Origin of the sequence: Serratia sp. (in: enterobacteria) (assembly GCF_051654945.1) — a bacterium.
Lineage (GTDB): Bacteria > Pseudomonadota > Gammaproteobacteria > Enterobacterales > Enterobacteriaceae > Chania.
This window is the reverse complement of record NZ_JBOFZA010000118.1, coordinates 222,938-236,514: the sequence shown is the minus strand read 5'-3', so window position 1 is coordinate 236,514 and position 13,577 is coordinate 222,938. Positions and strand designations below refer to the sequence as shown.

The following is a 13,577-nucleotide window of genomic DNA, read 5'->3' as shown; positions in this document are numbered from 1 at the left end:
CTACATCTAAAGTCTGAGACAGGGGAGAGTCATTGCAGGTTAGCCGACCGTTGAGCGCAGGACGCGCGATTGCGAGCCCCCATGGATGGGTTTACGGCGTGTCGGCGTTCTGCATGACTCTCTCCTGTAACACTATTCGGCGCAGCGAGTTAAAATTCTAACTCGTTTTGCAACAGTGCCAGCACGCCTTCCGCACAGGACGCTTCGCGCATCGCCGCGCGGAAGTCCTTCTTCACCAGCTTGCGGGCTAACTGTGAGAATACTTTCACATGGCTGACGCCATCTTGCGCGCCTAATGTCAGCATAATCACAAAATCGACTTCGCCCATTTCCGATTGCCAGTCAATCGGCTGCGCCAGCCGCGCAATGCTGATGCTGGAATGCTTCACCTGGGATGACTTGGTGTGCGGGATGGCAAAGCCAAAGCCGACGCCGGTGGTCACAATATCCTCGCGTTGCCAGATATCGTCTTCCAGTTCCTGAGGATGATCGGTGCGCCCATTGATATACAGGTTGCCACACAGGTACTGGATCACCTGTTCCTTATTGGCAAACTCCGCCGGGATGATGATGTTTTCGATCGCCAGCAGCGCTTTTTGCTCCGCAGGTAGCACCAGCGCATCCAGTAACGCCTCAATTTCGGCCGTATTCCGGCACTCGCAGGCTTGCAACGCCAGCGCTTGGCAGGTCGCCAACGGCAGTTGCCCCAGCAACTCTTTGACCGCCGGAATGCGGCCACCGCTCATGCTGATCTCATCTAGCCCAAGGCCAAGCAGCAGAGGCAGATAGCGCGTTTCGCCTCCCAGTTCGCCGCATAGCCCCACCCAGCGCTCACGCAGATGTGCGGTGTCGATAACTTGCTTCAGCATCCGCAGGAACGGCGGGGTGATCGGATTATAGAGGTGGGCGACCTGCTGGTTATTGCGGTCCACCGCATACAGATACTGCGTCATATCGTTGGAGCCGATACTGAAGAAATCCACTTCATCACAGAAGTGATCGATGATGAAACAGACCGACGGCACTTCTACCATAATGCCCAGCTCGATGCGCTCGACATGGCGCAATCCTTCCTGTTTCAGCGAGTCACTGGCAGCGGCAATCTGCTGTTTCAGCCAAATGATTTCATCCAGCGAGTGCACCATTGGGATCATCAACCGTGCATAGCCATAGGTGGCGGCGCGCAGAATGGCCCGCAGCTGCACACGCAGCAGGTTGGCAAACTCGGGATATATCCGTACCGCGCGATAGCCCAGATACGGGTTTTCTTCCTGCGGTATATTCAGGTAGCTGATGCGCTTGTCGCCGCCGATATCCATGGTGCGGAAAATCACCGGACGATCGCCCGCGTTCATCAGCACCTGCTGATAGGCCTCAAACTGCTCTTGCTCGTCGGGCGCCTGGTCACGATCCATAAACAACATTTCGGTACGAAACAGCCCGATACATTGTGCGCCATAGCTGAAGGCGGCGGGGGCTTCATGGGCGGTACCGATATTGGCACCAATCCCCAGCAGATGTCCGTCTTTGGTTTGTGCCGGTCTGCCAGCCTGATCCAACAGCCGTTTCTGCTGTTTTTCCTCCAGCTGTAGCGCGGTTTGGAAGTAACCTCGGACTCCATCATTCGGTTCTGTGACGACGATACCACGATCGCCATCGATAAAGACTTCCTGCCCGTCGAACGATCTGAGCGCCTCAATTTCTATCGCGGTTAATACTGGGATGTTGTAAGCCCTGGCCAGGATCAGGGTGTGTGAAGTCCGCCCGGTTTTTGCCAGGATCAGGCCGCCCAGCAAGGTTTTATCGAGGCTCAAAAACTGGCTGGGGGTCAGGTCATCGGCAGCAATAATGGTTGGTCGCTGTAAATGAATGGCTCCGGTCACCCGCACCTGGGGATAGGCCACCTGTAATAATTGCCCGGTGATATCCTGAATATCCGAGACACGCTCGCGCAGATACTCACTGGCCGACAGCGCCAGTTTGCCGCAGACCTGCTCCATATTTTCAATCGCCGCTTCTGCCAGGCTACATTTGAGCTGTTCCATATGCTGGAGAATATTGCGGGTGAACTCTTTGTCCTGGATCAGGGAGAGATGCGCGTTGATGATGGTTTTACTCTGGCCTTCCAGACTGGCGAGCCGGGCATTAAGCTGTTCTGCCAGTGTCACCACGCTGTGCTCTAACAGTACTTTATCCTGCACGGTAGCGGGCTGCGTGCGGTAAATATCCAGGTTGGAGTGACCGCCGATCAGCAGTGTCCCATGGCCAATTCCCGCAGCCAGGCCACGGCCAGTAATCAACTGTGGATTAAAGCGGGCCAGAGACGGCGGTAACGGCTGTGTGTTGTTCACCAGCGTCGGGATTTCCGGCTCGCTGTCGCTGTCGGCAAAACGGTGGCGAATATAGCTATCGAGCAAACGAAAGGCTTTTTCCTCATCGTTGCCCTGGATCTGCAAACTGCACCGATCGTTAAATAGCGTCCCGGTGCCGATCAGCGCCAGGGAGCTTTTGGCATCGGCCTGCTGCTGCAAGCGGTGGTTAATAAAGATAATCTCACTGTCGAACGGGTTGCACTGCTCCTTCAACTCATAGGCGGGGCGGGCATGCAGGCCATTCGGCAACGGGCAGAGAAAGTCTATCTTGAGCATGGTTCATCTCCCTTATTACACACGCATTCAGCAAGAAAAGTCAGTGAGTTGCTGAAAAATATCACTATCGATACGGCCAACCAGGGCCAGCAACAACTGCCGGGCATGGTACAGATCGTTCATATCCGCTATCGATGCCGCGCAGTGGCCATGACGGGTCGGCACGCCGATCACGGCGGTTGGCACGCCCTGGCCGGTTAAATGGATGGTGCCGCCGTCGGTGCCGCCGTTGCTGAACATATCGCTTTGCAGCGGGATGCGTTGCTCGGCCGCCGTATCCTGAATCAAGCCGAGTAGCCGGGGGGAGGGCAGCAGGCTTTTGTCATACATCACCAGCATCGGCCCTTGGCCGATTTGCCGATGATTGGCGGCGCTGAAGTCAAAATTCTTCGACCAGTTGGCGGTATCCAGCACCAGCGCCAGATCCGGGTTAATGCGCTGGGCAGCGGTTTTACCGCCGCGCATCCCCACTTCTTCACTTGAGGAGGCAACCAACCAGACTTCACAGGCCAAAGGTTGCTGCTGCAAGGCGTGCATCAACTCGATCAATAACCAACAGCCGATACGATCGTCGAACGCTTTGCCCATGACCCGCGACTCGCCCGCCAGCTTTTGAAACGAGGTAGCAAAGGTCACCCGGTCACCAATGCGCACTCCGGCATCGGCAACTTCCTGCGCGCTGCTGGCACCAATATCGACCCGCATATTTTGCGCCTCGCTGCCGGACAGATCGGCATCCAGCAAACCATGCTGCTTGCGACCATCCGCCGTGGTGATACGCACCGGCTGCATAAAGCGGGCGAGCTGCCTTACATTGCCGATAGGAATGACCTCTACGGCCCCTTCCTTGGTGATATTACGCACCATAAAGCCCACTTCATCCATATGGGCGCAGAGCATCACCTTGGGGCCGGTTGATTCGTTCAGGCGGATCAGCACCGATCCCAGGCGGTCGAACTCCACCTTTAGCTGATAGCGCCGTGCATGCTCAAGCAGGATCTGGCGGACTTCTTGCTCCGAGGCCGCAATCGCATCGGCTTCGGATAACTGTTTCAGTAACTCAATGTTCACGGGGCAGGTCCTCACCGGTGGTCAGCCAGGTTTTCGGCATTTGATACAACACTTCACAGCCGCTCTCGGTGACCAGCACGACGTCCTCGATGCGCACACCACCCAGATTGGGCAGGTAAATTCCCGGTTCTACCGTCAGTAACATACCAGGCTGCAACAGGGTGGTATCGCTAGGGGAGAAACGTGGGTTTTCATGGACATCGATGCCGATGGCGTGGCCGGTATTGTGGCCGAACTGTTCACCGTAGCCGTGGGCCTTGATCACCTCGCGGGCGGCGGCATCCACCACCTGGCAAGGCACGCCTGGGCGGATTGCGGCAATCGCAGCCAACTGGGCCTGCAACACAATCTGGTAGATGTCATACAGCGGATGGGGCGTTGCGGCCGCAGCGACTAAAAACGTACGGGTCATATCCGAGCAATAGCCCTGATACTGCGCGCCAAAATCCAGCGTAACCAGTTCACCGGCGTTAATCACTTTGTCGGAGGCTTTGCCATGCGGCATGGCACCGCGCACACCGCTGGCAATGATGGTGTCGAACGAGGGTTTTTCTGCCCCTTGCTGGCGCATAAACCACTCCAGTTCGGCGGCAACCTGCTGCTCGGTCATGCCAGGTTGAATAAACTGGCGAATATGTTCACAGGCGTTATCGGCAATGCGGCAGGCCTGCCTGATGGTAGCAATTTCCTGCGGCGTTTTAATCCGGCGCAAGCCATCAAGATTGGTGGACTGCAACGACCCTGCGAGTTGGCTGGCGAGGCGTTGGCTTTCGTCATAGCTCAGGTGATTGCCTTCGAAGCCGATCCGTTGCAACCCTTCGGCGGCCACGATCTGATTGATAATCTGCCAGGGAGAATGGGCCGCATCGCTGCAATGTAGCTGATAGTGCGTGGTCTTGGCCGCCAGCTCGGCGTAATAACGGAAATCAACGATAATGTGTTGGGAACGTGCGGTGATCAGCACATAACCCGAGGAACTTAGCAGGCCGGTATGACAGAACTTGTTTTGCCGTGAGCTAATCAGCACGGCGTCTAATTGCTGGCTGGCCAGTAGGCTGCGTATTGCCGATAGTGGGCTCATCATGTTTGTCCTTCAGGCTGGCAGTACCCGGCGGGCACCGCCAGCGGTAACCTTAGATAGCATCGATGGTCAGTTTGCCACGGGCATACATCGAATTACGGATCAGTAGGGTGATCAATGCGGTCACGATCGCGCCGACCAGAATACCGAACATGTAGGCTCCGAGATTAGTCACCAGCGGCCAGGCCCAGATCGCGGATTCCGGGAACCACTGTACCGCCCCCAGCGCGACGGCGGTGCTGGAACCGACGATAGCCCCCACCATATAAGCAGGCAGCGTGGCTAGCGGGTTTTCCAACAGGAAAGGAATGGCCCCTTCGCTGATCCCCATAAATGCCAGGAACATGGCCGTCTTACCTTGCGGATAGAGCTGGCTGCTGAACAGGCGTTTACCGGTCAACCGGCGGTCGATCATGGTTGCCAGACCCAGCCCGATAGGCGGAATGACAATCGCCACCGCACGGGAGGTGATCGGCAAGACGTGGTCGGTGGTAAAGCTTAAGGCGATAAAGCCGGCAGCTTTGTTAATCGGGCCTCCAAGGTCGATGGCGGTGGCCGCAGAAATCCCTACCGCATACGCCATGGTACCGGCATTGCCAGCGGCCAACAGCAAGGTGCGCATTCCAGCGTTAATCCAGCCGCCCAGCGGGGTGATCACGTAGTACATGGCCAGCATGACAAACATGGCGGACAAGATTGGCAGCAGAAACGTCGTTTTAAACGCCAGCAGGTAGGAAGGCAACTGGACTTTCTTGTTAAGCCATTTCACCAGATAACCGGCGGCAATCGAGATAATCAATGCGCCAATAAAGGTGGACGGCACGGGCTTGGTGGTGACCCATTGCAGGGTATTGGCATCCAGCGCCAGCAACAGGGTTGGCTGGGTGGCGACCAGGCCGCCAATAAACCCGGCAGGGAAGGCCAGCTTGCCGCCGATCGAGTTGGCGACAAAAGCTGCAAACATCGGGATGGCAAAGCTGAACAGCAGGCCACCGAATGATTCAGACAGATAGGCAAACTTCAGTAATGACAAATGAAAACCCGTGACCTTCCCGGAGTTCATCGCATCCAGAATCCCCATATCCGGCGGCAGTTCCAGCCAGACGTAGGCAATCAGCTGCGAAATCGCGAGGATCACCCCACCCATGATCAGCGTAGGGATCATGCGCGAGATCCCAGACATGATGTGCTGAGGAAGCTCGCTCCAGAAACTGGGTTCGGGAGCGGCGGCAGTTGACCCAGAGGACGTTGGGGCCGCCGAAGTGGTCACTGCGCTACGTTTTTTAATGGCCATAAATCCACCTTATTGCTGTACCGACGCGGTTATTTTTATTACTGCCCGGAGCGGATCATTGCTTCAATTTCGCTCAGGGTGCCGTCGGCATCTTTAATGGCATCCTGCAGCGAAATCTCATACACATCACGGCCTTCGAACCGCTCGTTATCCTCTGGGGTGATGGCGATGGCATGAATGATGACGTCAGCCTCGGCAATATCCTTGGCGGTCAGGCGGTTCTGGATACCGTCCGCCCCCTGGGTTTCGATTTTAATTTCGTCGTAGCCTGCCGCTTTTGCGGCATCCGACAAGGCTTCAGCCGCCATAAAGGTGTGAGCCAGCCCCATTGGGCATGCGCATAGGGCAATAAATTTTTTAGTCATGATGGCCTCTGGAGGGTTGCGATTTGCTGGTGTGGTTAAAAAACTCAACCTGAGTATGTCGGTGGATAACGGCAGAGGGTTACAGGATAAAACGCACATTTGCTGGATTTTTATCACGCAGATCGGGAAGTGCGATGTGGGTCACATGGGGAGATAGCTAAGAATTGGGAGCAGCGTTATGGTTGATACATCGGCTGTAGATATTCTCTTATGTTGGTAAATGAAGTTTGTTCTTTTGTGAACCATTTAGGGGGAGACGTTTGGTTTCCCACTCCGCTGAATCCGGCTCATCAGAAAATATTTTTGGAAAGAATAGTTCCTTTTATGAAAGTGCTCGAGGGTTGATTAGTATGAAAAAAAAAGGTATTAATATTGATTTACAAATGGCGCTCGGAAAGGCTGCCTGTCGGGTTCTATCTTAGGGTACTAAGTATGCTAGTGAGTATTATTTAAAATACCAATCAAATCTAGACTTTGGAACTTGAGGCGTTAAAGTAGGCAAGGAAGATGTGGATAGAGATAGTAAGTTGTTATAATGAGCGAGCTAATCATCTTCGTGAGTCAGAATTTGTTAAATTTAGGTTAAATCTCAATGCGTTTATTTCTAATTATCCGCTATGTCACTTATTAATCGGTTTATATCTGCATTATATTCAATATTTTTATGAGCAGGGAATAATACTCAAAAGAGTACGTTCCATGCAGCATAAATATAGATGTACAGCTCCGTATCATCAAAATAAAACCTTGCTTGAGATAAGAAATATGTGGAATAGCTATTATCCATTGCTACTCTCTCGGCTTTCATTTACAGGTGGATCCTTTAAATTATTTCATGAAAATCATAATGATATATGGAATGGTAGTTTTAAGAGGGGATTGAAAATTTATCCTATAAAAACAATGGTAGTATCATATATACCTCAAGCTGAAATGCATGATATTTAATATAATGTGTTTCAATTGAGTAAAACAAGCGTGAAATAATAATGTAATAGAAGGAGGGGGTATGACTGTCTTAAAGATAAAAGCAGTAAAGAGTTATAGTTGTGAGGATTTTGTTGAGATCAATTTAATTAAAAAAACAAATTTATTCTATGGTCAAAATGGATCCGGTAAATCCACTATATCTGGATATTTTTACAATCCTGACGATGAATCATATGCCCAGTGTTCGTTTAGTGATAGCGACAAGTATAGGTACATAGTTTATAACAGCCAATTTGTTGAGGATTCATTTTATAATAAGCCCGAACAACCGGGTGTTTTTACGTTAAGTCAAGAAAATAAAGGTATTATGGATTCTATAAATACTAATGAAGAAAACGTTTATAAACTAAAGGAAGAGGTTGCCAGTCTAGATATAGACATTGAAAGTAAAATAAAAATGATAAAAAAAATCACAGACTCTTGCCAAGAAAAAATATGGAATAAATCATCAAAAATTAGAGAACGGAATGGTGGGCTAGCAGGATTATTAACGGGGTATTTGCGAAAAGCAAGTTTCTTTCAACGTTTAAATCAACAAGAAGAAGCGAAGGATATTGCATTTTCTGATATCATATGTGATTACATAAAGTTGAAAGATAATAAGAATGTAAAATATCCTATTTTAATAATGTCAGACCCTCCTTTATTTACAAAGAGCCAGCTTGAATTACTATCCACATCGTTGATATCATCAGGGAATAGTTATTTGGCATTATTAATTGAACGGTTAGGAAATACAGATTGGGTAAGGGCGGGGTTGCCATATTTAGTCGATAGACAATGTCCATTTTGCCAAGAAAATACAATTAACGATGAGTTTCATAATGAAATAAAAAACATATTCGATGAGACATACAATGATACAATAGAAAAATTAAAAGGATTATTGTCAGAATATAATATCATGGTAAATGAATTTAATAGGTTAATTAAGTCAAGCATTGCTTCCTGTAGTTATATCTCCAATGCAGAGGAACTATTGAAAGTTCTTGAGCAAGCAAATGTTATATTTGACTCTAACTTAAAAAGCATACAAGGAAAAATAGAAAAGCCATCGTTAAATATTGAACCGGTTATCGACAATTCGAGTTTGGATATCCTCATAAGTAGTATAAAAAAATACAATAATGAAATTAGTATCATAAATAGTAAAGTTGAGGATTATGATAATAGTATGAAAGAACTTGAAAATGACACATGGAAGTCATTGCGAAATACTTTCAATTATCTTATTGAAGAGAAAAACTCTGAAGTCAATGAGTTGAATGTGGAGTGTGAAAAGTTAATTATTCAGAAAAAATCAATTCAAGATAAAATTCATGAGATTAATACACAAACAGAATACTTGAGAAAACAGGTATCCAATATAGATGATACAATTAATAAAATCAATAGCACGTTGAATTCTCTCGGGATATCTCACTTCAAGATAAAGAAAACTCCGAAAGGAAATTTATTTCAAATATGTCGAAGTGATGATTCAGTAAGTAATGTATATAAAACTCTTAGCGAAGGGGAAAAAACATTGATTACTTTCTTATATTTCCTTGAGTTATGCGATGGTCGTTTAGATAATGAGGTAGACTCAACCAAAGAGAAACTAATTGTTATAGATGATCCAATCTCTAGTTTGTCTCATGATTACATCTATGAAATATCATCACTCATCCAATATCGTATAATAAACAAACTTAAGGACAGTAAGTTGATTATTCTCACACATAATCTTTTCTTCTTCCAGGAATTAATAAAACTTAGTAATATAAAAAAAGAAAAGTTTTACAGGAAGTATCAACTTTACAGAATAGTAAAAGATAGATACAGCAATATACTACCTATTGGATATGATGATATAAAGAATGAATATGAATCACTTTGGATGATTTTGAAAGACGTCAAGAATGGGAGGGTTAATTCAGTAGTATTACCAAATGTGATGAGGAAAATATTGGAATACTACTTCTCATTTTCATGTAAAATGGAGAAACTTAGCGAGGAACTTGATAAATTAGCTAGCTTGGAGAAAGATATAAATTATAAAACCTTTTATCGATACATAAATAGAGGCTCACACTTCGATTCGGTGAATATAAGCAATGTTGGGCAGGTTTCGGTGAGTAAATATTTAGAAATGTTCGAAAGTATTTTTAAGAAAACTAACGATGAGCAACACTTCAATAAAATGTTAGGCATAGATAAAGAGGATGCTACTGAAACCTAAGATAGGGTTACCATTGAGGCAGCTCAGAATTAGCTACGAGGCAGGGAGCGCAGGTGCTGGCACACTGTCTCCCACTGCCCGTTGCGGAAACGATCGTACTGGCGAACCAGCACAACTTTTTCACGTAACATGGCCTTTACTCCATCTTTTCTCAATGTACTATTGATAGCCTTTACACCCCAAGTGCAAAGCAAGCATTCTATGGGATATCAAGCAGGAAAAGAGTGCCTCAATGGCATAGAAATCGTATGGTTAAACAGAGTGTTTGTCAATGTTTTTTTGAAATACAAATGTTGGTTGAACTGGCGGAATAAAATTTGTAGTAAATTATACATGCTAATTTCTGGTTTACTATAAGAGAAAAAGGCTATTTTTTACTGATATTTTGGTTTTACACTTCATAATTTGCTGTTTTTAAGAAGTGTTCAGAATGTTTATCTAATGTAAATATTGCTCTTCACAAGAAGGAAGGCTCTGTGTCCGATGCTATCTGTTATTTTTCTTTGGGGGGGGAGTTCCTGCTTTTTATTTATCTTATGCTTATTATTTTATTTGAAACGAATTACATTGCAATAAAGTCATAGTGAATTATTACTGCTTAGTTATTTGTTTGATAAATAATTAATTCTACATATGCCCAAAATATGAAGTTGATCACGGTGAGGTATCATGGCGTGTGTTAATAATAACTAGAGTGATGGCATGTTTTTATGGAGGAGAAAATGGCGCTTAATTTCATGGACTTGAATGAGAAAACTAGGCAGTGTATGGCAGAAGAGGTTGTGTTTGATAAGGTAAATGATAATTTTCATTGTAGTAATTTCTTGTCTGAACATGGAAAAGCTGCATGGCCTTTATTATTGGAAGAAGCTGTTCAATATGATGATGTCTGGCTAGAAAATGAGATTAAAGCTAGAGGGATTCTTGCTCAATTTTACCAGAAAAGGAAACCTAAAAGTACGGAGTTAATGCAGGCGCGAGTACCTATTACAGCCGCACAAACTATAGCTGAAGGTGAGTTCAATCGACTGTATGCTAGGGGGTTATGCGCAGCTGTAATTTCTGAAGGTGGGGAGCGTGTTGAAGCGTATCGCGCTAGGGCGTCTGTCAATCCACGTTTAGAGTCAGAAGCAATCATTGGAAAGTATTTTATTCCTCAAGAAATTCTCAATGATTTGCGTTCGAATCCTGGAGTGGAGAGTGCGTTAGGGGTCCCCCCAGGCCCAAACTCGGGGATATCTATTAAAAGAATAAAATAACAATAGTTTTATTACACAAAATAAATTTTCGGCTGAGCTATCTAATCGATATCGATTTTCTCAGCGCATTATCTTGCATAATATATTGTCTAAACGTGAAAGAGGTAATGCGCTAATTATATATAGTGATGTCGGAATCTATGGAGTATTTCATTTACATATGTTCAACGGGGAAATGCTGCGCCGATTAGCCGCACGCAGCGCCCGTCTCAAGTCTAAAGTTCCTTACTGCAATGTTGTCCTGCTGATAATCTCATTTTGTACATCCTGACACAGCTCAACAAAGAAGGCGCTGTAGCCGGCGACACGGACAATCAGGTCGCGATGCTTTTCCGGGTATTGTTGCGCATCCAGCAATGTCTCTCTGTCCACGCAGTTAAACTGCATCTGCGCGTTCCCCAGAATGGATGCCGTACGTAGCAGCGTGATCCATCCTGCGCGGCCCTCTGGCGTATCCAGTGCTCCACTGCTGAGTTTGAAGTTATGTGCCATGCCGAGGCTCATCGCTTCTACGTTGATTTTCGATACCGACTTGATGATGGCCGTGGGGCCTTGGTGATCTGCACCTTGGGATGGGCTCATGGCATCAGAAAGGGGAGCATAGGCGGCGCGTCCGTCAGGTGTGGCACCGATCATGCCACCCAGTGGGGTATTGAACGATTGGGAAAGCGTACCGTGAATATGCCTGGCATACAGGGACGGATACTGGTTCATCGTCCTCTCGGTAAAATCAACGATATCCGCCGCAATGTGATCGGCGTAGTTGTCGTCATTGCCGTATTTAGGCGCGGCCAGACAGTCGGTGCGTAACGATTCATAGCCCAGCCAATCTGCATCCAGCGCCTGCCTGAGCTCGGTGAGCGTATATTTCCGCTGTTGGTAAACGAGCTTTTTGATGGCTGCCATGCTATCTGCGTAGGTCGCCAGCCCGGCAAAAATGGTCCCCGGCCCGTCATAAAGCACTGCGCCACCGGCGAGCACGTCTTTGCCGCTTTGCATACAGCCGTCGACAAAAAGCGACATATAAGGCGTTGGGGCAAGGTCACGCACGGTTTTTTGAATAATCACGGAGCCTGCGGCCGTCGTGGTGATGATTTTAGTCAGTTGGTGCTTCACTGCAGCGGCAAATTTCTCATAGTCGCTGAAATCTTCTAATGGGCCGGTATCTATGCCCTGCATGCTGCCATAGGATGGCAACACACCACGATGCAGTGCCAGCTCGATTGCGATAGGCCATTGGGTAAAACCACCGGCCGTCCATTGATGAATGCGCCCGGACTTCTGTGGTTCGACGCAGCCCATCAGGCAGTAATCACGCGCATCATCGAAGTTAAATCCCTTCCGCAGCATCATTTTGATATGCGCATCATCGAAGTGGCAGGCGGGCATTCCGGCTCCGGCTTTGATGATATCCAGTATTTTTTCCAGATAGGGCTGCGGTGATTGATTATGGATACGGCATGCCAGCGAAGGTTGATACATTTTTATCTTTGCGACGGTGTCCATGATCAAATAGGCGAGATCGTTGGTGCCATCTCCTCCATCACGCTTCACCCCCCCTACGCACAGGTTCAGAAACGGCATATAGCCAGCAAAATAGGTGGCGGTGGCTTCGGGCGTATACCAGATCATTTCAGAGCATTTGATAATAAAGCTGCCCATCAGCTCTAAAGCTTGTTGTTCGCTCAGCCTTCCGGACTCTTTATCGGCTAAATAGCAAGGCAAGGCATACTGATCAAGGCGGCCAAGTGAGGTACTGCATTGATTCTCTTCCAGCAGAAAGAGTGACTGGATCGTCCAGATCGCCTGGAGTGCCTCATGGAACGTTTGAGGAGGGTGCGCCGGAACCCGTGCGTTGATATCGGCAATTGCTGCCAATTCAGCCTTTCTTTGCGGATCCTGCTCTTGGCTTGCCAGAGTACGGGCATGGTTTGAGATACGGCTAGCGTAAGTCAGGATCCCTTCACAGCATTCAATTGCCGCCTGATAGAAAGAGATGGATTGTTCATCGCTCTCACCGAATGAAATGGCCGCCAGACGGCTTTCAGCCTCGGCTTTAATGCCCAATATCCCTTTTTTAAACAGAATGATGTCGTAACCTGGGCTGGCATCGCCACCGCCGCTGAAGACGTGGTAGGTGAGGTCGCTCACGCAAGCTTCTGCACCAAACTCCCAGATCCCAGCCTCTCTGAGCTGTTTTTCACAGGCTTCAGCAACGGATTTACCGTCCCAGAATGGGAAAATCTGCTCGCGCATGGTCCGTTTATCCTCATCGCTGATGAAGTACGGATCCTGCTCGCGGGTCGTGATAGTATCGAGTTCATCACGCACCCATTGCCATGCCGTATCGGGAGAAAAGGCTCCAGCACGGGCTTTGCCACAGGGATGCCCTACGATAAGTTCATGATCCTGAATCAGTATCGGGGCCGTTTCACAAGCTCGGCGAAAGCCTTTTGCTCGCTGTAGATCTTTGGGAAGATGAGGGAAATCCCTGGCGACCTCGGTGTAGGCCAGCGCGCGGTGGATAACGATAGAGGGTTTTGCTTGCAGATAGGCATTTTTGAGCTGTTGAAGCCGATGAGGGAGTTCCGTTTGCGTGCTGGTCATACTGATTCTCCTAGAAAATTGGCCTTAGGCGTTGAGAATCA

8 protein-coding genes and 1 pseudogene are annotated in these 13,577 nt (G+C 48.0%); 3 read left to right on the top strand and 6 right to left on the bottom strand.

Going from position 1 to position 13,577, the window contains the following annotated elements:
* Positions 1-149: 149 nt before the first annotated feature.
* Genes ptsP through ACRDCA_RS26415 form a run of 5 tightly spaced genes read right to left on the bottom strand, consistent with a single transcriptional unit; the run spans position 150 to position 6,459 of the window.
* Entirely contained in the window at positions 150-2,648 is a 2,499-nt protein-coding gene (gene ptsP / locus ACRDCA_RS26435) for a phosphoenolpyruvate--protein phosphotransferase (RefSeq protein ID WP_438692164.1), read from the bottom strand.
* 27 nt (positions 2,649-2,675) lie between these two features.
* Positions 2,676-3,719: an aminopeptidase gene (gene ypdE / locus ACRDCA_RS26430; protein ID WP_438692163.1), complete on the bottom strand. Its 1,044-nt coding sequence runs from the start codon at positions 3,717-3,719 to the stop codon at positions 2,676-2,678.
* Entirely contained in the window at positions 3,709-4,800 is a 1,092-nt protein-coding gene (ypdF, locus tag ACRDCA_RS26425; RefSeq protein WP_438692505.1) for an aminopeptidase, read from the bottom strand. Before ypdF ends, ypdE begins: the two co-directional genes overlap by 11 nt.
* A gap of 52 nt (positions 4,801-4,852) precedes the next feature.
* Positions 4,853-6,094 carry a PTS fructose transporter subunit IIC gene (locus ACRDCA_RS26420; protein ID WP_438692162.1) on the bottom strand — a complete coding sequence of 414 codons (1,242 nt, stop codon included), beginning with the start codon at positions 6,092-6,094 and terminating at the stop codon, positions 4,853-4,855.
* Positions 6,095-6,132: 38 nt separating this feature from the next.
* The gene (locus ACRDCA_RS26415; RefSeq protein ID WP_438692161.1) at positions 6,133-6,459 is read right to left on the bottom strand and encodes a PTS fructose transporter subunit IIB; all 327 of its coding nucleotides are present in this window, start codon (positions 6,457-6,459) and stop codon (positions 6,133-6,135) included.
* A 507-nt stretch (positions 6,460-6,966) separates the two neighbouring features.
* On the opposite strand from ACRDCA_RS26415, the gene ACRDCA_RS26410 reads away from it, so the two are divergent.
* The 3 genes from ACRDCA_RS26410 (at position 6,967) to ACRDCA_RS26400 (ending at position 10,929) form a co-directional block, all read left to right on the top strand.
* Positions 6,967-7,407: a hypothetical protein gene (locus tag ACRDCA_RS26410; protein ID WP_438692160.1), complete on the top strand. Its 441-nt coding sequence runs from the start codon at positions 6,967-6,969 to the stop codon at positions 7,405-7,407.
* A gap of 61 nt (positions 7,408-7,468) precedes the next feature.
* A complete protein-coding gene (locus ACRDCA_RS26405) occupies positions 7,469-9,670 on the top strand; it encodes an AAA family ATPase (protein WP_438692159.1) in 2,202 nt (733 codons plus the stop codon).
* A 722-nt stretch (positions 9,671-10,392) separates the two neighbouring features.
* Positions 10,393-10,929, top strand: a complete 537-nt coding sequence (locus tag ACRDCA_RS26400) for a hypothetical protein (RefSeq protein WP_438692158.1) — start codon at positions 10,393-10,395, stop codon at positions 10,927-10,929.
* A gap of 225 nt (positions 10,930-11,154) precedes the next feature.
* Here the strand turns inward: ACRDCA_RS26400 and cutC are convergent.
* Positions 11,155-13,533: pseudogene (gene cutC / locus ACRDCA_RS26395) on the bottom strand (choline trimethylamine-lyase); the annotation flags it as partial.
* Positions 13,534-13,577 lie beyond the last annotated feature (44 nt).